The 26,752-nt window shown below is 54.5% G+C and carries 24 protein-coding genes and 1 other RNA gene; 17 read left to right on the forward strand and 8 right to left on the reverse strand.

The annotated features are described in order from the left end of the window. Positions 1 to 3 precede the first annotated feature (3 nt). On the forward strand, positions 4 to 2,379 hold the full coding sequence (locus AAER43_RS09615; protein WP_050861850.1) for a glycoside hydrolase family 3 N-terminal domain-containing protein: 2,376 nt from the start codon (positions 4 to 6) through the stop codon (positions 2,377 to 2,379). A 5-nt stretch (positions 2,380 to 2,384) separates the two neighbouring features. Here AAER43_RS09615 and rprA read toward each other — a convergent pair. Next, positions 2,385 to 2,492, reverse strand: an RNA gene (rprA, locus tag AAER43_RS09620) — antisense sRNA RprA. Between the two features lie 209 nt (positions 2,493 to 2,701). Continuing rightward, positions 2,702 to 3,817 (reverse strand): AI-2E family transporter YdiK, encoded by a 1,116-nt coding sequence (ydiK, locus tag AAER43_RS09625; RefSeq protein WP_014883514.1) that lies wholly within the window; start codon positions 3,815 to 3,817, stop codon positions 2,702 to 2,704. A gap of 200 nt (positions 3,818 to 4,017) precedes the next feature. On the opposite strand from ydiK, the gene AAER43_RS09630 reads away from it, so the two are divergent. The 3 genes from AAER43_RS09630 (at position 4,018) to AAER43_RS09640 (ending at position 7,761) form a co-directional block, all read left to right on the forward strand. Beyond that, entirely contained in the window at positions 4,018 to 7,074 is a 3,057-nt protein-coding gene (locus AAER43_RS09630) for an FAD-binding and (Fe-S)-binding domain-containing protein (RefSeq protein ID WP_050861849.1), read from the forward strand. Beyond that, complete coding sequence (gene menI / locus AAER43_RS09635) at positions 7,071 to 7,481, forward strand: 1,4-dihydroxy-2-naphthoyl-CoA hydrolase (RefSeq protein WP_048996576.1); 411 nt, start codon at positions 7,071 to 7,073, stop codon at positions 7,479 to 7,481. The genes AAER43_RS09630 and menI overlap by 4 nt, the downstream gene beginning before the upstream one ends. Positions 7,482 to 7,566: 85 nt before the next feature. Then, a complete protein-coding gene (locus AAER43_RS09640; protein ID WP_003857766.1) occupies positions 7,567 to 7,761 on the forward strand; it encodes a YdiH family protein in 195 nt (64 codons plus the stop codon). Positions 7,762 to 7,811: 50 nt separating this feature from the next. Here AAER43_RS09640 and AAER43_RS09645 read toward each other — a convergent pair whose 3' ends face one another. Then, on the reverse strand, positions 7,812 to 8,441 hold the full coding sequence (locus AAER43_RS09645; RefSeq protein WP_050861848.1) for a helix-turn-helix domain-containing protein: 630 nt from the start codon (positions 8,439 to 8,441) through the stop codon (positions 7,812 to 7,814). Positions 8,442 to 8,510: 69 nt separating this feature from the next. Then, positions 8,511 to 9,170, reverse strand: a complete 660-nt coding sequence (locus tag AAER43_RS09650) for a helix-turn-helix domain-containing protein (RefSeq protein WP_014883518.1) — start codon at positions 9,168 to 9,170, stop codon at positions 8,511 to 8,513. A gap of 418 nt (positions 9,171 to 9,588) precedes the next feature. On the opposite strand from AAER43_RS09650, the gene AAER43_RS09655 reads away from it, so the two are divergent. The 6 genes from AAER43_RS09655 to AAER43_RS09680 all read left to right on the forward strand — a co-directional run bounded on the left by AAER43_RS09655 (position 9,589) and on the right by AAER43_RS09680 (position 15,575). Beyond that, the gene (locus AAER43_RS09655; protein ID WP_032645360.1) at positions 9,589 to 10,119 is read left to right on the forward strand and encodes a fimbrial protein; all 531 of its coding nucleotides are present in this window, start codon (positions 9,589 to 9,591) and stop codon (positions 10,117 to 10,119) included. A gap of 78 nt (positions 10,120 to 10,197) precedes the next feature. Continuing rightward, positions 10,198 to 10,875, forward strand: a complete 678-nt coding sequence (locus AAER43_RS09660; RefSeq protein ID WP_050861847.1) for a molecular chaperone — start codon at positions 10,198 to 10,200, stop codon at positions 10,873 to 10,875. 45 nt (positions 10,876 to 10,920) lie between these two features. After that, on the forward strand, positions 10,921 to 13,449 hold the full coding sequence (locus tag AAER43_RS09665; protein ID WP_050861846.1) for a fimbria/pilus outer membrane usher protein: 2,529 nt from the start codon (positions 10,921 to 10,923) through the stop codon (positions 13,447 to 13,449). 11 nt (positions 13,450 to 13,460) lie between these two features. Continuing rightward, the gene (locus AAER43_RS09670) at positions 13,461 to 14,408 is read left to right on the forward strand and encodes a fimbrial protein (RefSeq protein ID WP_023337168.1); all 948 of its coding nucleotides are present in this window, start codon (positions 13,461 to 13,463) and stop codon (positions 14,406 to 14,408) included. An 11-nt stretch (positions 14,409 to 14,419) separates the two neighbouring features. Further along, a complete protein-coding gene (locus AAER43_RS09675) occupies positions 14,420 to 14,932 on the forward strand; it encodes a fimbrial protein (protein WP_023332796.1) in 513 nt (170 codons plus the stop codon). A 1-nt stretch (position 14,933) separates the two neighbouring features. After that, positions 14,934 to 15,575 (forward strand): LuxR C-terminal-related transcriptional regulator, encoded by a 642-nt coding sequence (locus AAER43_RS09680; protein WP_050861845.1) that lies wholly within the window; start codon positions 14,934 to 14,936, stop codon positions 15,573 to 15,575. A 94-nt stretch (positions 15,576 to 15,669) separates the two neighbouring features. On the opposite strand, the gene fdhF is transcribed toward AAER43_RS09680, so the two are convergent. The 4 genes from fdhF to ycgZ all read right to left on the reverse strand — a co-directional run bounded on the left by fdhF (position 15,670) and on the right by ycgZ (position 18,874). Further along, a complete protein-coding gene (gene fdhF / locus AAER43_RS09685; protein WP_057057777.1) occupies positions 15,670 to 17,820 on the reverse strand; it encodes a formate dehydrogenase subunit alpha in 2,151 nt (716 codons plus the stop codon). A gap of 181 nt (positions 17,821 to 18,001) precedes the next feature. Beyond that, complete coding sequence (locus tag AAER43_RS09690) at positions 18,002 to 18,280, reverse strand: biofilm/acid-resistance regulator YmgB/AriR (RefSeq protein ID WP_014883526.1); 279 nt, start codon at positions 18,278 to 18,280, stop codon at positions 18,002 to 18,004. A 29-nt stretch (positions 18,281 to 18,309) separates the two neighbouring features. Then, positions 18,310 to 18,630, reverse strand: a complete 321-nt coding sequence (locus AAER43_RS09695; protein ID WP_045282005.1) for a hypothetical protein — start codon at positions 18,628 to 18,630, stop codon at positions 18,310 to 18,312. Between the two features lie 4 nt (positions 18,631 to 18,634). After that, on the reverse strand, positions 18,635 to 18,874 hold the full coding sequence (gene ycgZ, locus AAER43_RS09700) for a regulatory protein YcgZ (RefSeq protein ID WP_008500634.1): 240 nt from the start codon (positions 18,872 to 18,874) through the stop codon (positions 18,635 to 18,637). 341 nt (positions 18,875 to 19,215) lie between these two features. On the opposite strand from ycgZ, the gene AAER43_RS09705 reads away from it, so the two are divergent. The 7 genes from AAER43_RS09705 (at position 19,216) to sufS (ending at position 26,752) form a co-directional block, all read left to right on the forward strand. Then, complete coding sequence (locus AAER43_RS09705; protein ID WP_014883528.1) at positions 19,216 to 20,436, forward strand: diguanylate phosphodiesterase; 1,221 nt, start codon at positions 19,216 to 19,218, stop codon at positions 20,434 to 20,436. Positions 20,437 to 20,624: 188 nt separating this feature from the next. Next, positions 20,625 to 21,353 (forward strand): MerR family transcriptional regulator, encoded by a 729-nt coding sequence (locus AAER43_RS09710; RefSeq protein ID WP_014883529.1) that lies wholly within the window; start codon positions 20,625 to 20,627, stop codon positions 21,351 to 21,353. Between the two features lie 314 nt (positions 21,354 to 21,667). Continuing rightward, positions 21,668 to 22,036 carry a Fe-S cluster assembly scaffold SufA gene (gene sufA / locus AAER43_RS09715; RefSeq protein WP_008500631.1) on the forward strand — a complete coding sequence of 123 codons (369 nt, stop codon included), beginning with the start codon at positions 21,668 to 21,670 and terminating at the stop codon, positions 22,034 to 22,036. Positions 22,037 to 22,044: 8 nt separating this feature from the next. Further along, the gene (gene sufB, locus AAER43_RS09720; protein WP_014883530.1) at positions 22,045 to 23,535 is read left to right on the forward strand and encodes a Fe-S cluster assembly protein SufB; all 1,491 of its coding nucleotides are present in this window, start codon (positions 22,045 to 22,047) and stop codon (positions 23,533 to 23,535) included. A gap of 10 nt (positions 23,536 to 23,545) precedes the next feature. Continuing rightward, positions 23,546 to 24,292, forward strand: a complete 747-nt coding sequence (sufC, locus tag AAER43_RS09725) for a Fe-S cluster assembly ATPase SufC (RefSeq protein WP_014883531.1) — start codon at positions 23,546 to 23,548, stop codon at positions 24,290 to 24,292. Then, positions 24,267 to 25,535, forward strand: coding sequence for a Fe-S cluster assembly protein SufD (gene sufD, locus AAER43_RS09730; RefSeq protein WP_014883532.1), 1,269 nt, complete (start codon positions 24,267 to 24,269; stop codon positions 25,533 to 25,535). The genes sufC and sufD overlap by 26 nt, the downstream gene beginning before the upstream one ends. After that, the gene (gene sufS, locus AAER43_RS09735; RefSeq protein ID WP_045135082.1) at positions 25,532 to 26,752 is read left to right on the forward strand and encodes a cysteine desulfurase SufS; all 1,221 of its coding nucleotides are present in this window, start codon (positions 25,532 to 25,534) and stop codon (positions 26,750 to 26,752) included. The genes sufD and sufS overlap by 4 nt, the downstream gene beginning before the upstream one ends.

The raw sequence follows: 26,752 nt of genomic DNA on the forward strand, positions 1-26,752 counted from the left end.
AACATGACAGCTATCTATAAGGACGCGGGACGTCCCGTGCACGAGCGCGTCGCCGATTTACTGGCGCGTATGACCCCGGAAGAGAAGTTCGCCCAGATGCATGCCTACTGGCTGATCCTCGACGAAAACGGTAACCACCGCGAGCGAAGCGATCTGAGCGACGAATTCGCCGGTGTGAGCGAGCAGGCGTCGCTCGGGGAACGGCTAAAACTGGGCGTCGGGCAGATCACCCGCCCGCTGGGCACCCATATTGTTGACGCAAAAACCGGCGTGCGCGCGGCGAACCGCCTGCAACGTATGATGATGGAAGAGACCCGTCTCGGCATTCCGGCGCTGTTCCACGAGGAGTGCCTGGTAGGACTGCTGTGCAAAGACGCAACGCTGTTCCCGTCCTCGCTGAATTACGGTTCCACCTGGAACCCTGAACTTGTGCAGCGTGCAGCAGAGCAGATTGGCAAAGAGGCGCGCTCTGTGGGCTGCCAGCAGGGGCTGGCCCCGGTACTGGACGTTTCCCGCGACGTGCGCTGGGGCCGCACCGAAGAGACCTTCGGGGAAGATCCGTGGCTGGTGGGGGTGATGGCGACGGCATACGTCAAAGGGTTGCAGAGCGACAAGCGCGATCTGCTGGCGACGCTTAAGCATTACGTGGGTCACTCGTTCAGCGAAGGGGCGCGCAACCATGCTCCGGTCCACCTGGGCTTTAGCGAGCTGAACGACACCTTCCTGCTGCCGTTTGAAATGGCGGTCAAGCTGGCCAATGCCGGTTCGGTGATGCCCGCCTATCATGACATTGATAATCAGCCGGGACACAGTGACTGCTTCCTGTTGACCACCGTGTTGCGTGAGCAGTGGGGTTTCGACGGCATCATTGTCGCGGATTATGGCGGCGTCAGCCTGCTGCATCAGCACCATGGCATTTCCCACGATGCGGCAGAATCGGCCGCACTGGCATTTAACGCCGGGCTTGATGTTGAACTGCCGAAAGATGACTGCGCACGACACCTCGCAGAGGCCGTTGAGCGTGGGCTGATTTCCATGGACAAAGTCGATGAAATCGTGGGGCGTGTGCTGACCGAAAAATTCCGGCTGGGGCTGTTTGAACACCCGTATGCCGACGAAAACGGGATCGATCTGCAAAACGAGGCAACCCGCCTGGTCGCGCGGGACGTGGCGACGCAATCTGTCACGCTTCTGGAAAACAACGGCATTTTGCCCCTCGGTGGAAAACCGCGCGTGGCGCTGGTGGGCCCGACCGCAGACGATCCGCTGGCCCTGCTCAGCGGCTACAGTTTCCCGGTTCACCTGATTATCAGCGATATGGTGGAGGAGACTTCGCAGGTGACGACTCCGCGCGCGGCGCTGGAACATTACCTGGGCGCAGCGAACGTGCGCTACGCCAAAGGGTGTCACATTATCGAAAAACGCATGGCGGGTACACCTGTCTTCCCTGGCGACAGCGGCGGTAAACCGATGCAGCAGTCACCGGTGTCGCAGAGCACCGCCTTGATCCCCGAGGCGGTAAACGCTGCGCAGCAGAGTGATGTGGTGGTGGCCTGCGTCGGCGACCTCGCCGGGCTGTTCCAGAGCGGCACGGTAGGGGAAGGCTCCGATACCGACTCGCTAAACCTGCCCGGCGTGCAGCAACAGCTACTGGACGCGCTGGTGGCAACCGGAAAACCGGTCATCGTTGTCATGACCGGCGGGCGTCCCTACAACCTGCAGGGGCTGGAGGATAAGGTCGCGGCGTTGATGATGGCATGGGCGCCAGGGCAGGAAGGTGGCTGGGCGATTGCGGACGTGCTAACCGGTCGCGCCGAGCCGCAGGGGCGCCTGGTGGTGAGCGTGCCGAAAAGCGCCGGCGCGATGCCGTATTACTACAATCACAAGCTGAAAAGCGGCGGGACGCCGTTCGCGTTCCACTTCGGTGCACGTTATCCGTTTGGTTTCGGTCTCGGCTGGACGCAGTTTAGCTGGGGAGCCGCGAAGGTAGCGGCAGCGAGCGTGCCAGTCGACGGCGAGGTGGTCATCAGTCTGGATGTCACCAATAACGGCGAACGCAGCGGCAGCGAAGTGGTGCAGGTTTACGTCAGGGATAAGGTCGCCACGCAGGTACGACCGCTCCAGGAGCTGAAGGCCTTCCAGCGCGTCACGCTCTCGCCGGGGGAGACTGCCACGCTGACCTTTACGCTGCCGGTGGAGATGTTTAACTTCACCCGTCGTGATGGCAAGCGCATTGTTGAGCCGGGTGAGTTTGAACTGCAGATTGGCGCATCGTCGGCGGACATCCGTGAGATCGTGTCGGTCAACGTCACCGGGGAGACGCGGGTTGTACCTGCTGAATGGCGGATGCTCAGTACCTGTGAAGTGACACGCGCGTAGTCAGGATAAAAAAAAGCCCATCGTGGGAGATGGGCAAAGACTACACACAGCAATTCGTTGTTTCACTCAGGGGATTTCCATGCTTATAAATCAAGGTGTTGATCTATAACCGTGAGCTAATAGTAGGCATGTGCGCTTTTAGCGTCGATCAGATTCGTCTCAATAGTTAAAGAGAAGTAAAGATTTCTTGAGGTTTATAGCAGACTTACTGTTGAAAGGGCGGGTCTGACCAGTGTGCAACGAATAAATACTTTAGCAGCATTTAAGTATTGTGGGGAAGGATGTAGGCCGGGTAAGCGTTAGCTCCACCCGGCAACAAAACTTAATGCGTGTTCTTCTCTTCCAGCTCTTCCAGTTCGCCCAGAATCACGTCCGGGTCAGTTTCCGGCGGTGGAATTTCATGCACCCAGGCGGAGAACAGACGCCAGGTCACGGCGAGCAGTACCGGGCCAATAAACAGGCCAATCATTCCGAAGGCAATCAACCCACCGATCACCCCGGAGAGGATCAGAATCAGCGGCAGGTCTGCGCCCATGCGGATGAGGATGGGACGAATCACGTTATCCATGGTGCCGACCACGCAGCTCCACACCAGCAGAACCGTTCCCCACGTGGTGTCACCTGTCCAGTAAAGCCAGATAATGCTGGGAACCAGCACCAGTAAGGGGCCAAGTTGCGCAAGACAGGTCATCAGCATGACAACGGTAAAGACGGTCGCGTACGGGACACCGGAAATCGCCAGGCCGATACCGCCCAGCACCGCCTGCACCAGGGCCGTTACCACCACGCCAAGCGCCACGGCGCGCACGGCCTGTGCCGCCAGCAGCACGGCGGCATCGCCGCGTTTGCCCGCCAGTCGGGTGGCAAAGTGACGAACGCCTAACGCCACCTGCTCGCCGCGCCAGTAGAGCAGGGCGCTGAACAGCAGCATCAGGGTACAGTGCATCATAAAGCGACCAATATGGGCCGCCTGACCCACAAACCAGGTGGTGGTGGTGCCAATATACGGACGCACTTTCGCCATCAGCGCGCTGCCGCCCATCTCCAGCAGGCTGTGCCAGCCGCTATAGAGTTTGGCACCCACAACAGGGATGCTGTTCAGCCAGGCGAGATCCGGCAGCGTCAAATCGCCACTGGTAACGGCACGAATCACCGGACCACTGGAGTCCACCAGGCTATTAACCAGCAAGGCAATCGGAATAATAAACAGCAGGAACAACAGTAGCGTCATCACCAGTACGGCGAGACCGCGACGGCCGAACAGCAGTTTCTGCAAACGCAGCAGCAAAGGCCAGGTAGCCACCACAACGGTTCCGGCCCAGGCGAAGCCGAGAATAAAGGGTTGAACGATCCACAAGCAGGCAATAATCATGAGGGCCAGGAACAGCACCGACAGCAAAATTTGCGCAACATCCCTGGGCTGGCGAACATTGACCATAAATAAAACTTTCCTTAAAAGAACGCCAGTATGGCTGGCGGGAACGGAAAACCGCGTCTCTCTAATCATTAATGATCTCAGCGGTTTTTGACAGGCGGATTTTGCCCGTAATTCTACGAAGCACATAAGAAAAAAATGTGATAAAACTTTCCAGACACAACGCAAACGATTTCACATTACTCTAATTAGGGTCGACAGTAATGATCCCACAGATTTCTCAGGCACCTGGCGTCGTTCAACTGGTGCTTAATTTTTTGCAGGCACTGGAGCAACAGGGTTTTACAGGTGATACCGCCACGAACTATGCCGACAGGCTGACGATGGCCACCGATAACAGTATCTACCAGCTTCTTCCCGATGCCGTCGTTTTCCCTCGTTCAACCGCCGACGTGGCGCTGATTGCCCGGCTGGCCACGCAAGAGCGGTTCGCCTCTCTGGTCTTTACGCCGCGTGGCGGCGGCACCGGGACCAATGGTCAGGCGCTGAACCAGGGCATTATTATTGACATGTCGCGCTATATGAACCGCATCATTGAGATCAATCCTGAAGAGGGATGGGTGCGGGTTGAAGCGGGCGTCATCAAAGATCAGCTAAATCAGTATCTCAAGCCTTACGGTTACTTCTTCGCGCCGGAACTCTCCACCAGTAACCGTGCGACCCTTGGGGGCATGATCAATACCGATGCGTCCGGTCAGGGGTCGCTGGTCTACGGAAAAACCTCCGATCACGTGCTGGGCGTGCGTGCGGTTCTGCTGGGTGGCGATATTCTTGATACCCAGCCGATGCCGGTCGAACTGGCGGAAACGCTGGGTAAAGACAACACCACCATCGGGCGTGTTTATCGCACGGTGCTGGAGCGCTGTCGTGACAACCGCCAGCTGATCCTCGATAAATTCCCCAAACTGAACCGCTTCTTAACGGGCTACGACTTGCGTCACGTCTTTAACGACGATCTGACGCAGTTCGATTTAACCCGGGTGTTGACCGGCTCTGAAGGCACGCTGGCGTTTATCACCGAGGCGCGGCTGGATATCACCCGTTTACCGAAGGTGCGTCGCCTGGTGAACGTCAAATATGACTCCTTCGACTCCGCGCTGCGTAATGCACCGTTTATGGTTGAGGCGCAGGCGCTGTCGGTAGAAACCGTCGACTCTAAAGTGCTGAATCTGGCGCGGGAGGACATTGTCTGGCACTCCGTGCGGGAGCTGATTACCGACGTGCCGGATAAAGAGATGCTGGGTCTCAATATCGTGGAGTTTGCTGGCGATGACGCGGAATTGATTGAGAGCCAGGTGACGACGCTCTGCCAGCGTCTGGATGATCTTATTGCGCAGGGTGAAGGCGGCGTGATTGGCTGGCAGCTCTGTAACGATCTGGCCGGTATTGAGCGTATCTATGCGATGCGTAAAAAAGCCGTGGGCCTGCTCGGTAATGCAAAAGGCGCAGCGAAGCCGATTCCGTTTGCCGAAGACACCTGCGTGCCGCCTGAGCATCTGGCGGATTATATCGTTGAGTTTCGCGCGTTGCTGGACAGCCACGGCCTGAGCTACGGCATGTTCGGCCACGTCGATGCCGGGGTGCTGCACGTGCGCCCGGCGCTGGACATGTGCGACCCGCAGCAGGAGATCCTGATGAAGCAGATCTCTGACGATGTGGTGGCCTTGACTGCCAAATATGGCGGTCTGCTGTGGGGGGAGCACGGGAAAGGGTTCCGCGCGGAATACAGCCCGGCCTTCTTCGGGGAACAGCTCTATGCGGAATTACGCAAGGTCAAAGCGGCCTTCGACCCGCATAACCGCCTCAATCCCGGAAAGATCTGCCCGCCTGAAGGCGTGGATGCGCCAATGCTGCAGGTGGATGCCGTAAAACGCGGGACTTACGACAGGCAGATCCCAATTGCGGTACGTGCCTCCTGGCGCGGCGCGTTGGAGTGTAACGGCAATGGCCTGTGCTTTAACTTCGATGTGAAAAGCCCGATGTGCCCGTCGATGAAAATCACCAGCAACCGTATCCATTCTCCGAAAGGGCGGGCGACCCTGGTGCGCGAATGGCTGCGCCTGCTGGCCGATCGCGGCGTTGATCCGCTCAGGCTGGAGCAGCAGATACCGGAAAAACGGGCCAGCCTGCGCTCGCTGATTGAGCGCACCCGCAATAGCTGGCATGCCAGTAAGGGCGAGTATGATTTCTCCCATGAGGTGAAAGAGGCGATGTCCGGCTGTCTGGCCTGTAAAGCCTGCTCGACGCAATGCCCGATTAAGATCGATGTGCCGGAGTTCCGCTCGCGCTTCCTGCAACTCTACCACACGCGCTATCTGCGCCCGGTGCGAGACCATCTTGTGGCAACCGTGGAAAGTTACGCACCGCTGATGGCGCGCGCGCCTAAGACCTTTAACTTCTTTATCAACCAGCCGCTGGTGCGTAAGCTCTCCGAAAAGCATATCGGTATGGTCGATCTGCCGCTGCTGTCGGTGCCGTCTCTGCAGCGCCAGCTTGTCGGGCATCGCTCGGCAAACATGACCCTGGAACAGCTTGAGGCGCTCACCCCCGAGCAAAAAGCGAATGTCGTGCTGGTGGTGCAGGATCCGTTCACCAGCTACTACGACGCCCAGGTGGTCGCGGACTTCATCCGCCTGACCGAAAAACTGGGGTATCAGCCCGTGGTTCTGCCGTTCTCGCCCAACGGCAAGGCGCAGCACATTAAAGGCTTCCTGACGCGTTTTGCGAAGACCGCGCGGAAAACCGCTGACTTCTTAAACCGCGTGGCGCAACTGGGTATACCCATGGTCGGCGTCGATCCGGCGCTGGTGCTTTGCTATCGCGATGAATATAAACAGACGTTGGGTGATAAGCGCGGCGAATTCCACGTCATGCTGGTGCATGAGTGGCTGCCGTCAGCCCTGGAAGCGCGCGCTGTTCAGGATGTCAGCGGTGAACCATGGTATCTGTTCGGCCACTGCACGGAAGTGACAGCGCTGCCCGGCGCTCCGGCGCAGTGGGCATCCATTTTTGCCCGGTTCGGGGCGAAGCTGGAGAGCGTTAACGTGGGCTGCTGTGGGATGGCCGGTACTTACGGTCATGAAGTGAAAAACCACGCCAACTCGCTCGGCATCTATGAGCTGTCCTGGCACCAGGCCATGCAGCGTTTGCCGCGAAACCGCTGCCTGGCGACGGGCTACTCCTGCCGCAGCCAGGTGAAACGGGTAGAAGGTAACGGCGTACGCCACCCATTACAGGCTTTACTGGAGATAATTGGATGATCTGGAAACGTGCCGTCACGCTGCAGGCGCTGAATGCCATGGGCGAGGGGAATATGGTGGGGCTGCTGGATATCCAGTTTATCCGCATTGGCGACGATGATATTGAGGCCACAATGCCTGTCGATCATCGGACTCATCAGCCGTTTGGTTTATTGCACGGCGGTGCGTCCGTGGTGCTGGCCGAAACGCTGGGCTCGGTTGCAGGGTATCTCTGCACCGAAGGTGAGCAGAAGGTGGTCGGGCTTGAGGTGAATGCCAACCACATTCGCTCAGTGCGCAGCGGACGCGTACGGGGTATTTGCCGCGCGCTCCATGCCGGCAGCCGTCACCAGGTGTGGCAGATTGATATCCTCGATGAGCAGGATCGCCTCTGCTGCTCGTCGCGTCTGACGACGGCGGTCGTGTAAAGTTTTCAGATGAATTGCCTTTGGTCAAAAACTAGCCAGCAGGTTGTGATATACTGGCCAGGATTTGTACATAAGCGAGGACATCATGGATACTGAAATAACCCCAACACAGCTGGCAATTGAATATTTACGTCGCGATAAGAGCAACCTGTCTCCGGCGCAGTACCTGAAAAAGCTGAAACAGCTTGAGCTGGAATTTACAGATTTGCTGGCGCTCTCTTCAAATGAACTGAAAGAAGAGATCTACTTTGCCTGGCGGTTGGGCGTTCACGTCCATTGAGTGAGTGTTGTTGAAAAGGCCGCAATTGCGGCCTTTTTTGTGCCTGACATTCAGTATCTGGCAGGAAGTTTGTTGATTTTAAGGAGACGACCTTCTTCCATTTCGATAAACCCGCCGGTTTTTAAATCGGCCAGAATGCGCATGACCCCGCTTCGGGAGAGCTGGGTTTTCTCCCTGATATACCTTTCCGCCGTCACGCTGCCGCGATAGCTCTCATCTTCCTCCATCAGCTTTATGAGCTGCTGGCGAATCATCTCATACGCCGTCGGTGCCCCCTGAGGCATCACGTTGTTATAAAGACGGCTATAAACAAACATGAGCTGTTTTGAAAGCAGCCCCCACAAGGCCTTTTCTTTGATGATGTCATTAACCCGCTCGGCGGTGAGCGTGCCTATGAGGCAAGGGCTTACGGTCTTGAGGTAGTCATTAAAATAAATGTCGGTCAGATTAGCAAGGCCGAAGAGGGCGGGGCTGCGGGCCGTGGAGAGCATCATATCGTCGCTTCTTCTGTAGATAGCGACCGTCCCCTCAAGAATTAAATAGCATATTCCCTGACCATCGATCTGAAGGTCAAGTCGCTCGCCGCGAGCGGTTTGTCGTGTCGTACAGTCAGGCAGTAAGTGAGAAATAAGCTCTTGCGCGTAGGGTGAGCCACGTTGAGGCTTTTCTGGAAGGGACATGGTCGCTGCTAACCTTTAAATAAACCTGGCTAAGTATAGCGTCTATCGTCTCTGGCGGCACGGCGGCGGTCAATATTTTCGTGGCAGATGATGAATGTCGAGCAACACGCCACGCTCCATGGTGATGTACTTCCCGGTGCGCAGTTCCGAGAGGATACGCATAATTCCGCTGCGCGAAAGATAGGTCCGGCTTTTGATGTAGGCTGCCGCCGTCGTATTTAACCGGATTGCGTCGGGTTCCTGCATCAGTTCTACAAGCTGGAAGCGGATAATATCGTAGGCCGACATTTGCGATATTTGCGCGCAATGTTCGTAGACCCGCGAGGCGGTATAAATAAGCAGCTTAGAAAAGTGCTCCCATAAATTATGTTGCGACACAATTTGATTGAAGCTCTCCAGCGGCACGCGGGCGATCTCTGCGGTCTCCAGCGCCCGGACATACAGGTGCTCAGAGGAAAACTGACTGCTGACACCGAGAATAAAAGGGGTAGATTCAGAGTTTAAAACAATGCCGTCGCCGCGCCGGTGAAGCGCCACGCTCCCCTGGAGAAGCAAAAAGCATTGCCGAATATCATCTTTATAATAATGTACCGTTTCGCCACGGCCGATGATCATTCTGTTGGCCACAGGCAAAACATGTTTAATCAGCGTGTCTATATGGGCGAACGGTTTTAAATCCAGAACTGAGGACTGGTGATTATTCAGTTGGGTGGTTAAACGCGTATTCATAAGATACCTCACAGCGACGCTTTGTATGATCAATTTTTGATCTGCGAAGGGAATTATCTTAAAAATGAAGAACTCAGGGAATATTCCCCGCAGGTCTAAAAGTAGACCGGGGGATATCAGGAGTCTAACGTTCTGAATCACAGGAGAAAGTGTGTCGGGTCTACAATTAGACTCGCTCACTATTCGATAATTTTCTGCTGTGATAAATGTTGTTTTTTCGTTAAATTACAGTCTACAGCTAGACCATCAAAAAGTTGTTTTCAGGAAAATGATTATATAAATTTTATCCAGTCAGTCAGAAAGACCTTATGTCATCGATTGGGAAATAAAAGAATGTTAACTGGTTCTTTTATCGGCTTTCTGCTACGTGAATTTCAATAATAAATAAAGTTATCCAGTAAACAGGAACATGATGATTATGAAAAAGAATATTATTTTAGCAATGGTAGCGGCAGGTTCCGCCTTAATGATGGGCAATGCCTTTGCGGCTGCGGGCACCGTAAACTTTAATGGCAACATCCTGGATTCAGCCTGCGATGTTGCGGTGGCCTCTCAAAACCAGGTGGTGGTATTAGGTGATTATTATAAAACAGAATTTCCAACCACCGGTTCAAGAACGGCGGCAACGAAATTCAATATTATTCTGAAGAATTGCCCGGTAACCGTGACCAGTGCCAAAGTCCGTTTTGACGGCACGCCCGATATGACCAATACGGATCTGCTGGCGATTGATACGTCCGTCGCCGGTGCCGCAACCGGGGTTGCCATCAATTTGATGACTGCTGATAAAGCCGACCTGCCGCTGCATAGCAGCAATAGCTACAACTATTCGTTAAGCAGCAGTGCTGACAATACGTTGGATTTCTATGCGCAGTATATTTCAACGGCGGCAGCGGTAACATCCGGTCCTGCAAACTCCGTCGCTAACTTCTCTGTTGTTTATAACTAATTACTCAGCAGCAAAAAGTCCGCTCCGCAAGGTGTTGTCTGGGGGCAGTCATTGCCCCCTTGTATCAAGAGGTTCAAAATGAATGTTATTAGCAAAGCCCTGCTGAGCGCGGCTGTTATTATGGCGTCGCTGTCACAGGCTTCTGCCGGGGTTATTATTGGCGGTACCCGCGTTATTTTTGATGGTGGAAAAAAAGAGGCCTCCATCAGCATCAATAATGCGGATGAAGCCCCTTACTTAATCCAGTCCTGGATTGAGATGCCAGAAGGTAATGCTAATAAAGCGCCTTTTATCATCACCCCACCGCTCTACAGGCTTAACGGTGGTCAGCAGAATATTGAACGTATTTTGATCACCGGCTCGTTGCCGCAAGATAAGGAAAGTCTGTTCTGGCTGAACATTAAAGCGATACCGTCAGCCACGAAACAGGTTAATTCATTGCAGATTGCCGTGAAGACACGCATCAAGCTTATTTATCGTCCGGAAAAGCTGAAGGCGTCAACGCCGGAGGAACAGGTAAATAAATTAACCTGGTCCCGCAGCGGAAATAAAATCCAGGTCTCTAATCCTACACCCTATGTCATTAACTTTAATGACATAAACGTCGGGGGTAAAAAACTGGAGGAGGCCTCATGGGTGGCGCCGGGCGCAGTGGCTGCATTTAGCTTACCGCCCGGCATTTCTGGCAATCAGATCCAGTTCAGCGTGATTAACGATTATGGCAGCCCGGGAATAAGACACCAGGCCAGTTTTTAATAGTTGAAAAACGGGCGCTCTCATTAGTGGGTCAGGTTTATGATGATGGCAACGAAAAATATAAAAATGCAACCCGCGCGTCTGGCTGTTTATATCACCTTCGCGCTGACGCATGCTGTATCTGTGGCGCATGCCCGGGAAACCTTTAACGCCGAGCTGGTGGAGCTGGATAATCCCGGGATGGCAAAAGCCGATTTATCTGCGTTTGAATCCGGTTCGCAGGCACCAGGGAAATACCATGTTGATATCATTCTTGACGACCAGCTTATTGAGACGGGCGATATTGATTTTATTGCAGTAAACGATGAGAAGGGAAATGACAGCCTGCTGCCTTGCCTGAGTATTGCACAGCTAAAAAGCTGGGGCGTCAAAACCGCACTGTTCCCCGGCCTGACGAGCGAAACGACATCCTGTGTCAACCTGCAGGCAATCCCGCATGCCAGTACCGATTTTCAGTTCGGCGCGCAGCGGCTGGTCATCAGTATTCCTCAGGCCGCGATCGATCTGCCTGCACGAGGGTATGTTTCCCCGGAACAATGGGATGAAGGGATCACCGCCGCGATGCTCAACTACAGCCTGAGCGGGGCGAACAGCCGGGCAAAACAGGCCGGCATTAAGAACAGTAACAGTCAATATGCCAACTTACGCCCGGGCATTAACGTTGGGCCGTGGCGGCTGCGCAACTACACCACCTGGTCGCGGGATGAGACGGGCCAGGACACGTGGGATACCGTCTACACCTACGCACAGCGGGCCATTATCCCGCTCAACGCACAGCTCACCCTGGGCGATAGCGCCGCGCCCGCAGACGTGTTCGACAGTATGCCGTTTCGCGGCGGACAACTGGCTTCCGACGACGACATGCTGCCTGATTCGCTGAAAGGCTATGCACCCGTAGTTCGCGGTATCGCGCGGACCAATGCCCAGGTGGTGGTGCGGCAAAATAGCTATCAGATTTATCAGACCTATGTTGCGCCTGGTGCATTTGAAATTACGGATATGTACCCCACGGGCGGCGCGGGCGATCTGGATGTCACCATTAAGGAAGCTGACGGCAGTGAGCAACATTTCACTCTACCGTATGCCTCTTTGCCGGTATTACAACGCGAGGGGCGCCTGAAATATGCGCTGACCGGGGGCCAGTACCGCTCTTATAACCATAACGTTGATAAGACGCCGTTTGGGCAAATCACCGGGATCTATGGTCTTTCGCGGGGCGTCACGCTCTACGGTGGGTTGCAGGCGTCGAGCAAATACCAGTCTGTCGCAGCCGGGCTCGGGAAAAACATGGGCGATTTGGGTGCGATTTCTGCGGACGTGACCCAGGCCTGGTCCACCCCGCAGGACGGCAAAAAATCCAACGGGCAATCCTGGCGCGCGCGTTACAGCAAGAACTTTGTGGGGACCGGAACCCAGTTTTCGATTGCGGGCTACCGCTACTCGACCCGCGGTTACTACGGCATGCAGGAGATCCTCGATTCCTGGGGTGACAGCACTGCGCTTCAGGACCGGCGTCGCAACCGGGCCGAACTGACGATGAGCCAGACGTTGGGCAACAATCTGGGTTCGCTGACCCTGAGCGCGGCTCGTGAAGACTACTGGAATTCGGGTAAAACGATGGCGTCATACAGCCTGGGTTACAACAACTACTGGCACAACATCAGTTACGGACTGACCTGGACTTACAGTAAAAACGGCAGTGCGGGTTCTTATGATGGTAATAAACGATACGACAGCGATCGGCTCCTGGCTTTCAACGTCAGTATTCCCCTTGAGAAATTTTTGCCGCAAACCTGGGCTAACTATGGCGTGAGCGCCAGTCAGCATAACGGTATCACACACAACATCGGTCTGAACGGGGTGGCGCTGGAAAACCATGCGCTGAACTGGAACGTGCAGCAGGGGTACGGGTCGGATGGCGTGGGCTACACGGGCAACCTGAATGGTGATTATAAAGGAACCTACGCTGAACTGACGGCGGGCTACAGCTATGACAAAAACAGCGAGCGCCTTAACTATGGCCTGCAGGGAGGCGTTCTCGCTCACCGGGAAGGGATCACCTTCTTACAGCCTCTCGGTGAGACCAATGTGCTGGTTAGCGCCCCGGGTGCGCACGATGTTGATATCCGTAATCAGGCGGGGGTCAAAACGGATTACCGGGGCTATACGGTGGTCAGTAATCTCTCCGTTTACCGTAAAAATGAGATCGCCCTTGCTCCGGAAAGTATGCCGGATGATGTTGAGCTGGAGATTAATACCCGCACAGTGACCCCGACGCGTGGCGCGATCGTGGTGGCTGATTATCAGGCGAAGGTGGGGCGCCGGGTGTTGTTTAATTTAACGCATAACGGCCAATTTGTTCCCTTCGGGGCAATGGCGAGCCTGAACGGTGTGGATAACAGCAGCGTTATTGTTGGCGATAAAGGACAGGTCTATCTCACCGGTCTGGATGCACGGGGAACGGTCGTTGTTACCTGGGGGACGGAAAGCGACCGGCAATGCCGCGCACCGTTCGTCCTCCCTCCACCATCATCGGCAGGCGGAATTACCGAACTCAACGTCAATTGTCTTTAGGGTTTTTTAAAATGCGCTTAATTACGATGATATTTCTGCTGTGTATCGCAGCAGGCTGGAGCAGTGCCCATGCAGGCACCTGCACGACGATTACGCCCCAGGAATCTACGTTGTCCATCGGCACCATTACGGTGCAGCGCGATGTGGCCGTTGGTACCGTTTTATTTTCGCGTAATGCGTCAATCACCAGCGCCTATTTAACGGGATGCACGAGTCCGGTAATGCTGGGATTTAGCATGCGATATCTGAATGCAACCCAGAGCGCTTTCGGAAATCACGTCTATGACACAAACGTGAGTGGAATTGGTATTCGTTTTTCATCTGGGGGATATTTTGAAAATCCGACCAATACCTTTTCCTATACCGCGCAGGCCAGCTATGTCGAATGGTGGGGCGGTAAAATAGAACTTATCGTGACCGGACCGGTCGCGTCAGGTTCACTCACGCCGGGAGTACTGGGCGTGGTGATGCTGCAGGGGAGCGATGGCATTTACCGTGATGCTCTGACGACCACGCTGCTGGGGGGAACGGTTAACGTGCTGGCCTGCAGCATCACCACCCCGCAGCTGACGTTCCCTATCGGCGATATTTCTGCGGCGACGTTTGGCTCGACGGTGGGCACCACACCGGCGGGCGCCCGGAATACGCAAAATCTTGGACTTAACTGCGATCCTGGCGCCAACGTGAATGTTTCGATCAGCGGTATTCAGAACCCGGACGTTGCGACGACGAGCGTGCTGGCACTTACGGGGCAAGGGAATACCGGCACGGCGAAAGGGGTTGGCGTTCAGTTGCTCTATAACGGCACGCCGCTGGCGTTAAATACGCGCCTGCCGTTAACCGTTGCCGCGGGCGGTCAGCAGACATTTCCGTTAACGGCGCGTTATTACCAGACAAAAACGACGGTTGAGCCCGGCACGGCCAATGCCTCTGCGACCTTAAATTTGACGTATCAGTGATGGATAAAGCGATGAATATTTTGCGCACGGCCGCGCTCGCCGCCACAGTAATAAGCAGCAATATCTTTGCGGCGGACAGCGTTAATGTCAGCGTTACCGGCAATATTATTGCCGCTCCGTGTATATTTAATGGAGGGAATGCCAGTCTGAATATTAATCTTGGCAATATACAGGCATCAAATATGGCTACGCCGGGATCTTCATCCGATCCTGTGCCCTTTAACCTCTTATTTACCCAGTGCCCGACGGGGACGCGCAGCGTGACGGTCTCCTTTACCGGCACTCCCGATCCGGATGCGGGAGCGGATTATTACATGAACAGCGGTTCAGCCACGCACGTTGCGATTGCGATGAGTGAGGCCGCGACAGGTGTGCTGAAAGGAACGGGTGCAAGCCTCACTCAACCTGTTTCAGCAGACAGAACGGCAACGATAGCCATGCTGGCATCGGTCAGATCCTTCACCGGCGGTGCGACGCCGGGGAGCATCAGTGCCGTCGTGGTCATGACGATGCAGTACAACTGATATGCTGAATATTGTGATTAAAGAGACCGACGCATTTTTCAGAGCGGGATTGCAGTGTTTTCTTGAGGATTTCTTCTTTCATAATTTCAAACATCTGCTTCACTTTGACGGCGAACTTTCTCATGAAAATGTCAGTGCTGCTGATATTATTTTTCTCTCTTTATGTCAGGGGGAAACCCTGACCTGTTATCCCGAATTACAGGCGCGGAAAAAAGGAATTGTGGTTGGGCTGGTGGATGATGAACATCGTTTCTCGACATATCCGTCCTGTTTTCAGGATATGATTTTTATCTCGCGCCGCGCTTCGCTGGACAGGATCACCGAGGCGCTGTTTATCGCATGGTACCGCACACAGCTCTCAAGCTTTCACTGGAGGAAGAGAAGCTGCAGCGAATGCCAGCATAAAATATTATCGCCACAGCAAATTCGCGTTATGGTGAATTTTTACAGAGGATTATCGGTAGGGCAGATCGCGAATAAGCTTAAAACAAGTGATAAAACTATTTTTACCCATAAATATTTGCTGATGCAAAAATTCAACCTGCGCAGTGATTTTGAGCTGGTGGCTTTGATTCACAGGATGGTGGAGAAGAATACCCCTGCAAACCGGTTGCGAGACTATCTGACTCACCATCATGGTTAACCAGTATTCCCAATAACATACCAGGGGCGCAATAGTGTCATTCATTATCGCGCCCCTGATTCTGCGAATTACAAAACCGTTAAGCCTTTTTTCCTTACACGTTCACGGCATTGATCAACCGCGTTTTCATCGTCTGGTAAGACGACGCCGCAAAATCCTCCGCCCAGCGCTGGTCCTCAATGGCTTCCAGCATTACCGCGCAGTACTTGGTTTCCGGCGTTTTAGAGACAGGGTCAAGGTTGTCCTGCGTTAACTCGTTGCAGGCGCCAATCCACCACTGGTAGGTCATATAGACCGCACCGGCGTTGATACGCTCACTGATGCTGGCGCGGGTGATGACCTTGCCCCTGCGTGAACGAACCCACACCAGCTGGCCGTCACGGATGCCCAGCTTATCCGCATCGGCTGGATGCATCTGTACCCGGCCAGGTTCGTCGGCCAGGATTTGCAGCGCGGCGCAGTTCCCGGTCATTGATCGGCACGAATAATGTCCCACTTCACGCACCGTGCAGAGCACAAGAGGGTAGTCATCATCAGGGGTTTCTGCCGGTGCGCGCCACGGTGCAGCAAAGAGCTGCCCCTTGCCGGTTGGGGTGTCGAACTGATTGTCTTTGTACAGGTATGGCGTTCCCGGATGATCCAGCGTCGGGCACGGCCACTGCACGTGGCCCATTTCGCCCATTTTTTCATAGGTCACGCCATAGAAAAGAGGGCACAACGCGCGCATCTCGTCCCAGATCTGCTGGTTATCGTCGTAGTGCATCGGATAGCCCATTTCGGTGGCGAGCAGGCTGATGATCTCCCAGTCACGCTTAACGTTGCCGCTGGCCTGAATGGCCTGGCCAAAACGCTGGAACCCCCGGTCGGCACAGGTAAAGACGCCGCCGTGTTCCCCCCAGGAGGTGGCAGGGAGCAGCACGTCAGCCACTTCCGCCGTTTTGGTCATAAAGATGTCCTGAACCACGACAAAATCGAGAGCGTCAAAACCGCTGCGGACCAGGCCGAGATCGGCTTCCGTCTGGAGCGGATCTTCCCCCATGATGTAATAGGCTTTGACCTTGCCTTCCAGCGCCAGGTGAGGCACTTCGGTAATGCGCGTCCCGACGCGATCGTCCATCTTGTTGACGTCAATTCCCCAGGCATCGGCGAACTTTTGTCTGACGGCGGGATCGGTCACATCCTGATAGCCGGGGAACATATTCGGCAGCACGCCCATGTCACAGGCACCCTGAACATTGTTTTGTCCACGCACGGGACCGACGCCGACGGCAGGACGACCGAGGTTGCCGGTCAGCAACGCCAGGCTGGAAAGTCCTTTAACCACATCCACAGCCTGACCAAACTGGGTCACGCCCATTCCCCACATCACGGTGGCGGAAGGGGCCGCCGCGAACGTACGCATTGCCTGACGAACGTCACTGGCGGAAATGCCGGTGAGGTGTTCAACCCGCTCTGGGGCATACTCTTTGACCGTCTGCCGATAGGCTTCAAGCCCTTCAGTAAAGCGTGCGACGTAGTTTTTGTCGTACAGCTCCTCTTCCAGCAGCACATAGCCAAAAGCGTTGACCAGCGCCATGTTACTGCCGTTTTTCAACTGCAGATGCTGGTCGGCAATGCGCGCCGTTTCGATGCGGCGCGGATCGCAGACGATGATTTTTGCACCGTTTTCCCGGGCTTTCAGCACGCGACGGGCGACGATAGGGTGGGAGTCTGCGCAGTTGTAGCCAAATACCAGCAGACATTTTGAGTTTTCAATATCGTTGATTGAATTACTCATTGCGCCGTTGCCAAGCGTCTCCTGTAAACCGGCCACGGAAGGGCCGTGACAAACGCGCGCGCAGCAGTCTACGTTGTTCGTGTTCAACACCGCACGGGCAAATTTTTGCATCACGTAGTTGGTTTCATTACCGGTGCCGCGTGATGAACCGGTGGTCATGATCGCGCGCGGACCGAATTGCGCTTTGATACTGCTGAGCTTGTGGGCGGTGTAGCGGATAGCCTCTTCCCAGGTCACGGGGGTGAATGCCTCTCCCTTACGATAACGGATCATCGGTTGGGTCAGGCGGGGAGTGAGCAGACGGGTGTCGTTGAGGAAGTCCCAGCCGTAAAATCCTTTCAGGCACAAGGTCCCCTGGTTTGTGACCCCCTCTGCCGCTTCGGCGCGGAGGATACGGTTATTTTCAACAACAAGGTTTAATTTGCAGCCTGCACCACAGTAAGGGCAGACGCTGGCGATTTTTTTCATCAATAACAGACCTGTTAAGAAATGAAGCAAAATGACTGGTAAGCCCAGTCCCGTAAAAGGGATTAAGCAGAAACCATGCCATATTTAAAGTGCTTGTTTTACAGGGTGTTATGAGGGCGGGGGCGTGTCATCGTCAAATGTTCGTCAGTTTTGACGATGACACGAGAGCAGCGGCTGGGAATTAAAGGTCGTCCATGGTGTAACCCACGACGATTTCAAGCGTCTTACGAATAACATCCGCCTGAACAACATCATGGGTGGCTTCCAGGGTCTGGATGAGCCACAGAATGATGGCTTTATTTGACAGATGGCCTTCGGAAGCCAGAACACAGCGTACTGCAGTAGAAAAAACAGCGGACTCTTCAGCAAAACGATCGCCTGCGTGACGGAAATACTCCGACAGCGCGCTTTCTAAAAAAGCAGAATGGTATTCGGGTTGAAGCTGAATATTTTGTCTCATTTGTTCTCACCGTAGCTGTTAAATTGCAGTCAATGTATTTTTTTGGGATCGGACGGTTTTCCATTTCCAAATAACGGCACTACATTGTCTCGGTTATCATTGAGAGGTCCCTCTCTTGTTATTCGTCCTTGCGCGGTTCTGCGACGTTTTAATGGCAAGCTGTTTGAGCCGATTTCGGCAATCACCTTCGCCAGTGTCTCCCGCCGCCGGGGATCCTTTTCATGTACTTTCATATCCCGCAGACGCTGTACAAGAGCCTCAGTGGTGATCGGGCCGTGCTCTTTCAACAGTGAAAGAACGGCTTCCCCAATCAACTGGTCAGTCAGCTTATCTGCGTCACTGCTATTCATAACCTTACCGTTCGAAGAGCAGACCAAGCAGCATGTGATAGTGCTCTTCCTCTTCAGGGCCATCGGCTTTTTCGAGGCGGCTTAACAGCTTGGTACAGAGCGATTTGCGATTAAGGTTTCGCCCGTCGCTCAGGATTTCAACCACAACTTGTCCCAGCGTTTCCTGTTGAGTGGGAAGCGCGGCTTTTTCGAAGTACTGTGCGATCGCTGCTGCGGAATCTGCGACGTAACCTTTCTGCTGCATGTTTCGCTCCTGTAAAATTTTGTAATCAGTAACGTTACATTTAAGGTATACACAATTTCCAAATCTGTACATAAAAAATGTACAGATTTTTAATAAAATCAGGATATATTTTATAAATTCTTTATTTTTCAATTTGTTGCGTGTTGTTCATGAAACGGTAATGTTACAGAATATATTGTACAAATTGACGAGCCACTGTTAAGTTGTACAGCGCCCCATAAATGCACCATTAACGGCCGTAAATGATTGAGATGTAAATTATTTGTCAGGCAATTAATGTGCTATAAAAAGAAGTCTCCCCACATGTTTTTGTGGTCAAACCTTAACCCCCCAGGACTCGCATGCTTACAACCATCATTTACCGCAGTCACATCTGCGAGGACGTGCCAGTGAAAGCGCTGGAAAATATGGTCGCTGCTGCAAATAGTAAAAACCGGCAATCCAGCGTCACGGGGATCTTGCTGTTCAACGGCACACATTTTTTTCAATTGCTTGAAGGGCCTGCGGAAAACGTAACGTCCATCTACGAACAGATCTGCTCTGACACGCGCCACCATAATGTGGTCGAGCTGATGCGCGATCACGGGCCTTCACGGCGTTTCGGTAAAGCGGGTATGGAACTCTTTGATTTGCGCCAGTACGACAGGGAAGAGGTGCTCCAGCAGGTGCTTGATAAAGGCACAACCCGCTACCAGTTGACCTACAACGACCGAGCGCTGCAGTTTTTCCGCACCTTTGTCGAGGCCACAGAGAAAGCCAACTATTTTGAGCTGCCGCCTGCGGATTCCTGGGATTTCGTCCCGGAAGAAACGCGCTTATCTGCGCAGCCTGAAGTCGTGGCAAAAGGGGCGGACTGTAGCTTTGCGTTTCAGCCTATCGTCGATCCTTTCATGCAGCAGGTTGTCTCCTGGGAAGCGCTTCTGCGCACTCCATCCGGTGACTCACCGGGAGCGTATTTCGCCAATCGCACGCGTGAAGAAGTGCATGCTTCTGATTTGCAAAGCAAACAGGTAGCTCTCTCCATGGCCAGCGCGCTGGGGTTACAGGATCAGACTTTATCCATCAACCTGCTGCCTATGACGCTGGTCAACGTGCCCAATGCCGTGGACTTTCTGCTCACCGCTATTGATGCAAATGGCTTTGTGCCGGAGCAAATTGTGGTGGAGTTTACCGAAAGTGAAGCCATTTCCCGTTTCGATGAGTTTACGCATTCGGTCAGACAGCTAAAAAGTGCGGGTATCAGCGTAACCATCGATCACTTCGGTGCCGGTTTTGCCGGGTTGCAGCTCCTGGCGCAATTCCAGCCGGACAGAATTAAGATTAATCGCGATCTGGTCGCGAACGTGCATAAAAGTGGCCCACGCCAGGCCATTATTCAGGCGATAATCAAATGCTGTGCCTCACTGGAAATACAGTTTTGCGCGGTGGGCGTGGAGAAGGCGGAAGAGTGGATGTGGCTGGAGTCTGCGGGCATTTCTCAGTTCCAGGGGCATCTTTTTGCCAGCCCCCGACACGGCGGTATCCCGGCTATCGCATGGCCAGAGAAAAAATACGATTTCTGACGAAGCTGTACAAAAACCTGCAGACTTGACTGTACGACAGGCAAAATTTGTACAACAATGTATTAACAGCTGGATGGCCTTGCAGGCCATTCACCCGTGCAAAATGAGGTCTGAATTCTACAAATGGGTTGTACAATCTGATAAGGTTGGTGTAGTTAGGTATGGAAGTTCTGAGCGTGAGGGAGTTAATGGCCTATTACAGTATCGGCGAAGTGGCCGAACGATGCGGTATCAACCCCGTTACGCTGCGTGCCTGGCAGCGCCGTTATGGATTGTTGAAGCCGCAGCGCAGCGAAGGGGGTCATCGTCAGTTTGACGACGAAGATATCCTGCGTATCGAAGAGATCAAGCGCCTGATGAAAAGCGGCGTTTCGGTCGGAAAAGTAAAATCCTTGCTGGAAAATAAGGAAGTGATGACTCAGGGTAACTGGGCTTCTTTCCAGGAAGAGATGATGACCGTTCTGCGTTACGCCAGCCCGGCAAAGCTGCGCGCCAAAATCGGTGAATTCCGCCGCGATCACGCGATGGATGCGCTGATCGATAACATCATTTCACCCGTCCGTCAGCGAATGAATCAGGATCAAAACACTGTACGCCATATGGCGAGTCTGTTTGACGGTGTCCTGATTGAATTTGCGATTGCAAGCCTCGCGGAATCGCGCAAGAAAGCGGGTAAAGACGCACTGCTGATTGGCTGGGAATGCGATGACCGTACACATCTTTGGCTTGAAGCCGCGCGTTTAGCCCAGAAAGGCTGGCATATTGACGTGCTGGCGGAACCCATTGATTCGCCGCGTCCTGAACTGTTCCCCGGGCAAAAAATCTTCGTCTGGACGGGAACATCGCCAACGCCCCGTCAACAGGAACAGCTCGATCACTGGCGTGAGCAGGGATTTAGCGTTTCATTTCACCACTGATTATCTGAGGCCTTGCGGCCTTTTTTTTGTTTTTTCTCCTTTCCAGAGCAAAAGCTATCTTAAAAATAGGCATTTCCGATGCATATTTTACGTCCTCGTTTTGCGCTTTCTCGCTGATTAAATAAGCCATTATTTTTCAAAGTATTGAACAATTACATCCATCCCGCCCGCATCTTCAGACAGGGTCTATGCTTAATAAAAGTAGACAAAAAGGGCGGTTTAGCCGAATGCCCCTGCTGACAGAGGGTTGAAGTGATAATCGTTATCACTAACATGGTGTTATGCCCTGATGGCTAATCAGATGAGGTGGACCTATGGAACTGCATTCAGAAACCTTCAATCCTGCCGATTTTGCCTGGCGTGGTTTGACGCTCACGCCTGCGGCGGCAGCGCATATCCACGAGCTGGTGGCGAAAAAGCCCGAGATCCTCGGCGTACGTTTAGGCGTTAAGCAGACCGGCTGCGCGGGCTTTGGCTACGTGCTGGATACTGTCACCGAACCCGAAAAAGATGATCTGGTCTTTGAAACCGACGGTGCGAAGCTGTACGTCGCGCTGCAGGCCATGCCGTTTATCGACGGCACGGAAGTGGATTATGTACGGGAAGGTTTAAACCAGTTATTCAAATTTCATAACCCGAAAGCCCAGAACGAATGCGGCTGCGGCGAAAGCTTTGGGGTATAGGCGGTACTATGTCTCGTAATACTGAAGCAACGAGTGATGTAAATACCTGGAGCGGCGGGCACCTTAATTATAAAGAAGGGTTCTTCACGCAGCTGCAGACCGATGAGCTGGCGAAAGGCATCAACGAAGATGTCGTGCGCGCCATCTCGGCCAAACGCAACGAACCCGAGTGGATGCTGGAGTTCCGCCTGAGCGCTTACCGTGCCTGGCTGGAGATGGAAGAACCGCACTGGCTGAAAGCCCATTATGACAAGCTGAATTATCAGGATTACAGCTATTACTCTGCGCCATCCTGCGGCAGCTGCGATGATACGTGTGCTTCGCAGCCCGGTGCAGTACAGCAGACCGGTGCGGAGAACAGCTTCCTCAGTAAAGAGGTGGAAGAGGCGTTCAATCAGCTCGGCGTCCCCGTGCGCGAGGGGAAAGAGGTCGCCGTAGACGCTATTTTTGACTCCGTTTCGGTGGCGACCACCTATCGTGAAAAGCTGGCGGAGCAGGGGATTATTTTCTGCTCCTTTGGCGAAGCGATTCATGATCATCCCGAGCTGGTGAAAAAGTACATCGGCACCGTGGTACCGAGTAACGATAACTTCTTCGCCGCGCTCAACGCGGCGGTGGCGTCGGACGGGACCTTTATCTACGTGCCGAAAGGCGTGCGCTGTCCGATGGAGCTCTCCACCTATTTCCGCATTAACGCCGAAAAAACCGGACAGTTCGAACGCACTATTCTGGTGGCGGATGAAGGTAGCTACGTCAGCTATATCGAAGGGTGCTCCGCCCCGGTGCGCGACAGCTATCAGCTGCACGCGGCGGTCGTTGAAGTCATTATTCACAAAGACGCTGAGGTCAAATACTCAACGGTGCAGAACTGGTTCCCCGGCGACGGCAATACCGGTGGGATCCTGAACTTCGTCACCAAGCGTGCGCTGTGTGAAGGTGAAAACAGCAAAATGTCCTGGACGCAGTCGGAAACCGGCTCAGCCATTACCTGGAAGTACCCGAGCTGCATTCTGCGCGGGGATAACTCCATCGGTGAGTTTTATTCTGTGGCGCTGACCAGCGGTCATCAGCAGGCCGATACCGGCACCAAGATGATCCACATCGGTAAAAACACCAAATCAACCATCATCTCGAAAGGGATCTCCGCCGGGCACAGCCAGAACAGCTATCGCGGGCTGGTGAAAATCATGCCAACGGCGACCAACGCCCGTAACTTCACCCAGTGTGACTCGATGCTTATCGGGGCCGACTGCGGAGCGCATACCTTCCCGTACGTCGAGTGCCGTAATAATTCAGCACAGCTGGAGCATGAGGCGACGACGTCGCGTATTGGGGAAGATCAGCTCTTCTACTGCCTGCAGCGCGGGATCAGTGAAGAAGATGCCATTTCGATGATTGTGAACGGCTTCTGTAAGGACGTGTTCTCTGAACTGCCGCTGGAATTCGCCGTTGAAGCACAAAAACTCCTCGCCATCAGTCTTGAACACAGCGTCGGTTAAGGGAAAGCACATGTTACGTATTAAAGATTTACAGGTTAGCGTGGAAGATAAAGCGATCCTGCGTGGCCTCAATTTTGACGTCAAGCCGGGTGAAGTTCACGCCATCATGGGGCCTAACGGCTCCGGGAAAAGTACGCTTTCAGCGACGCTGGCGGGACGTGAAGATTACGAAGTGACGCACGGCTCGGTCGAATTTAACGGCAAAGATCTGCTGGAGATGTCGCCGGAAGATCGCGCGGGTGAAGGTATCTTCATGGCCTTCCAGTATCCGGTCGAAATTCCGGGCGTCAGCAACCAGTTCTTCCTTCAGACGGCGCTGAATGCGGTGCGCAAGTACCGCGGACTGGAAGCCCTGGATCGCTTCGACTTCCAGGATCTGATGGAAGAGAAGATCAAACTGCTGAAAATGCCGGAAGACCTGCTGACCCGTTCGGTCAACGTTGGTTTTTCCGGTGGCGAGAAAAAGCGTAACGATATTCTGCAGATGGCGGTGCTGGAGCCACAGCTGTGCATTCTGGATGAGACCGACTCCGGTCTGGATATCGACGCCCTGAAGATTGTCGCTGACGGGGTGAACTCCCTGCGTGACGGCAAGCGTTCGTTCATTATTGTCACTCACTACCAGCGTATTCTCGACTATATCAAGCCGGATTACGTCCACGTGCTTTACCAGGGACGCATTGTGAAATCCGGTGATTTCACGCTGGTTAAACAACTGGAGGAGCAGGGTTATGGCTGGCTTACCGAACAGCAGTAATGCACTCCAGCAGTGGCACCGGCTGTTCGAGGCGCAGGGGAATCGCTCTGAGCTAGCGCAGCAGCACCTGCAGCAGATGCTGCGCCTCGGCCTGCCGACGCGTAAACATGAAAACTGGAAATATACCCCGCTCGATGGCCTGCTGAGCGGCGAGTTTGTGGCGCGTCCGGCGGCGATCGGTCCGGAGCGACGAGATGCCCTGGCGTTGACCGTGGATGCGGTACGGCTGGTCTTTGTCGACGGCGTTTATCACCCTGAACTGAGCGATGACACCCGGGAGAGCGGTTACGGGATTGTGATTAACGACGAACGCCAGAGTCTGGGCGCCCCGGTTCAGCCGGAGGTTTTCCTGCATTTGACCGAGAGCCTCGCCCGCAGCGTGACGCATATCCAGGTTAAGCGTAACCAGCGTCCGGCCAGACCGTTGCTTCTGATGCATATCACCCAGGGCGTAGAGGGCGATGAAATCAACACCGCCCACTATCGCCACCATCTTGAACTGGCCGAAGGGGCCGACGCGACGGTGATTGAGCATTACGTGAGTCTCAATGACACCCGCCACTTTACCGGGTCGCGTCTGACGATGAACGTTGCCGCCAATGCGCAGCTCCACCACATTAAGCTGGCGTTTGAGAACCCCCAGAGCCACCACTTCGCGCATAACGATATCCTGCTGGGACCGGATGCCGCGGCGTACAGCCATAGCTTCCTGCTCGGCGGTGCGGTGCTGCGCCATAACACCAGTACCCAGCTTAACGGTGAAAATACCACGCTGCGTATCAACAGCCTGGCGATGCCGGTCAAATCAGAAGTGTGCGATACGCGCACGTGGCTTGAGCACAACAAAGGTTACTGCAACAGCCGCCAGCTGCACAAAACCATCGTCAGCGATAAAGGACGCGCGGTATTTAATGGTCTGATTAACGTCGCGCAACACGCCATCAAGACTGACGGGCAGATGACCAACAACAATCTCCTGCTGGGACGCCTGGCGGAGGTCGACACGAAGCCGCAGCTGGAGATTTACGCCGACGACGTAAAATGCAGCCACGGCGCCACGGTCGGGCGGATCGACGACGAACAGATGTTCTACCTGCGTTCCCGCGGTATCGACCAGCAGGCGGCGCAGAAAATGATTATCTATGCCTTTGCGGCGGAGCTTACGGAAGCGCTGCATGATGGCGTACTGAAGCAGCAGGTGTTGGCCCGTATTGGTCAGCGTCTGCCCGGAGGCGAAGCATGAGTTTTCCCGTAGAGAAAGTACGGGCAGATTTCCCGGTTCTGACCCGTGAAGTGAACGGTCTGCCGCTGGCTTATCTCGACAGCGCGGCCAGCGCGCAGAAACCGAATCAGGTGGTGGATGCGGAAGCCGAGTTCTACCGCCACGGTTATGCAGCGGTACATCGGGGTATTCATACCCTGAGCGCGGAAGCCACCCAGCGCATGGAGAACGTGCGCACGCAGGTGGCTGCCTTCCTCAATGCGCGCTCGCCGGAAGAGCTGGTGTTTGTGCGCGGCACCACCGAGGGGATTAACCTCGTCGCCAACAGTTGGGGTAACGCTCAGGTGCATGCCGGGGATAACATCATCATTACCCAGATGGAGCACCACGCTAATATCGTACCGTGGCAAATGCTGTGTGAGCGCGTTGGCGCGCAATTACGCGTCATCCCGTTGAACCTCGACGGAACGTTACAGCTTGAGCAGCTTGACGCCTTGCTGGACGATAAAACGCGGCTCGTGGCGGTCACCCAGGTCTCTAACGTTCTGGGTACTGAAAACCCGGTTGCGGAGATTGTCGATAAGGCCCATCAGGCCGGGGCGAAAGTGCTGATTGACGGTGCGCAGGCGGTAATGCACCACGCGGTGGATGTCCAGGCGCTGGACTGCGACTTCTACGTGTTCTCTGGACACAAGCTTTATGGCCCAACCGGTATCGGCGTGCTGTATGTGAAAGAGGACATCCTGCAGGCGATGCCGCCGTGGGAGGGGGGCGGGTCAATGATCGCTACCGTTAGCCTCTCGGAAGGGACCACCTACGCCCGTGCGCCGTGGCGTTTTGAGGCGGGCACGCCCAACACCGGTGGGATCATCGGGCTGGGGGCGGCGGTGTCTTACGTTTCCGGAATTGGTCTTGATGCCATTCACGAGTACGAACAGCTGCTGATGCATTACGCGCTGCAGGAGCTGGCCAGCGTGCCGGACCTGACCTTGTACGGGCCGGCTGACCGACAGGGTGTGATTGCCTTTAATCTGGGACAACACCACGCCTATGACGTGGGCAGCTTCCTCGACAATTACGGCGTGGCCGTGCGCACCGGGCACCACTGCGCCATGCCGCTCATGGCCTTTTACCAGGTTCCGGCAATGTGCCGCGCATCGCTGGTGATGTATAACACAATGGAAGAGGTCGACAGGCTGGTGGCGGGGCTAAAACGCATTCACCAGTTGCTGGGCTGA

This window comes from Enterobacter sp. FUJ80071, from assembly GCF_038739915.1.
Taxonomy (GTDB): domain Bacteria; phylum Pseudomonadota; class Gammaproteobacteria; order Enterobacterales; family Enterobacteriaceae; genus Enterobacter; species Enterobacter kobei.

Bases quoted from the DNA above. Each gene is read 5' to 3' on its own strand.
- AAER43_RS09615 (WP_050861850.1), top strand. From the start codon at position 4: ATGACAGCTATCTATAAGGACGCGGGACGTCCCGTGCACGAGCGCGTC.
- ydiK (WP_014883514.1), bottom strand. From the start codon at position 3,817: ATGGTCAATGTTCGCCAGCCCAGGGATGTTGCGCAAATTTTGCTGTCG.
- AAER43_RS09630 (WP_050861849.1), top strand. From the start codon at position 4,018: ATGATCCCACAGATTTCTCAGGCACCTGGCGTCGTTCAACTGGTGCTT.
- menI (WP_048996576.1), top strand. From the start codon at position 7,071: ATGATCTGGAAACGTGCCGTCACGCTGCAGGCGCTGAATGCCATGGGC.
- AAER43_RS09640 (WP_003857766.1), top strand. From the start codon at position 7,567: ATGGATACTGAAATAACCCCAACACAGCTGGCAATTGAATATTTACGT.
- AAER43_RS09645 (WP_050861848.1), bottom strand. From the start codon at position 8,441: ATGTCCCTTCCAGAAAAGCCTCAACGTGGCTCACCCTACGCGCAAGAG.
- AAER43_RS09650 (WP_014883518.1), bottom strand. From the start codon at position 9,170: ATGAATACGCGTTTAACCACCCAACTGAATAATCACCAGTCCTCAGTT.
- AAER43_RS09655 (WP_032645360.1), top strand. From the start codon at position 9,589: ATGAAAAAGAATATTATTTTAGCAATGGTAGCGGCAGGTTCCGCCTTA.
- AAER43_RS09660 (WP_050861847.1), top strand. From the start codon at position 10,198: ATGAATGTTATTAGCAAAGCCCTGCTGAGCGCGGCTGTTATTATGGCG.
- AAER43_RS09665 (WP_050861846.1), top strand. From the start codon at position 10,921: ATGGCAACGAAAAATATAAAAATGCAACCCGCGCGTCTGGCTGTTTAT.
- AAER43_RS09670 (WP_023337168.1), top strand. From the start codon at position 13,461: ATGCGCTTAATTACGATGATATTTCTGCTGTGTATCGCAGCAGGCTGG.
- AAER43_RS09675 (WP_023332796.1), top strand. From the start codon at position 14,420: ATGAATATTTTGCGCACGGCCGCGCTCGCCGCCACAGTAATAAGCAGC.
- AAER43_RS09680 (WP_050861845.1), top strand. From the start codon at position 14,934: ATGCTGAATATTGTGATTAAAGAGACCGACGCATTTTTCAGAGCGGGA.
- fdhF (WP_057057777.1), bottom strand. From the start codon at position 17,820: ATGAAAAAAATCGCCAGCGTCTGCCCTTACTGTGGTGCAGGCTGCAAA.
- AAER43_RS09690 (WP_014883526.1), bottom strand. From the start codon at position 18,280: ATGAGACAAAATATTCAGCTTCAACCCGAATACCATTCTGCTTTTTTA.
- AAER43_RS09695 (WP_045282005.1), bottom strand. From the start codon at position 18,630: ATGAATAGCAGTGACGCAGATAAGCTGACTGACCAGTTGATTGGGGAA.
- ycgZ (WP_008500634.1), bottom strand. From the start codon at position 18,874: ATGCAGCAGAAAGGTTACGTCGCAGATTCCGCAGCAGCGATCGCACAG.
- AAER43_RS09705 (WP_014883528.1), top strand. From the start codon at position 19,216: ATGCTTACAACCATCATTTACCGCAGTCACATCTGCGAGGACGTGCCA.
- AAER43_RS09710 (WP_014883529.1), top strand. From the start codon at position 20,625: ATGGCCTATTACAGTATCGGCGAAGTGGCCGAACGATGCGGTATCAAC.
- sufA (WP_008500631.1), top strand. From the start codon at position 21,668: ATGGAACTGCATTCAGAAACCTTCAATCCTGCCGATTTTGCCTGGCGT.
- sufB (WP_014883530.1), top strand. From the start codon at position 22,045: ATGTCTCGTAATACTGAAGCAACGAGTGATGTAAATACCTGGAGCGGC.
- sufC (WP_014883531.1), top strand. From the start codon at position 23,546: ATGTTACGTATTAAAGATTTACAGGTTAGCGTGGAAGATAAAGCGATC.
- sufD (WP_014883532.1), top strand. From the start codon at position 24,267: ATGGCTGGCTTACCGAACAGCAGTAATGCACTCCAGCAGTGGCACCGG.
- sufS (WP_045135082.1), top strand. From the start codon at position 25,532: ATGAGTTTTCCCGTAGAGAAAGTACGGGCAGATTTCCCGGTTCTGACC.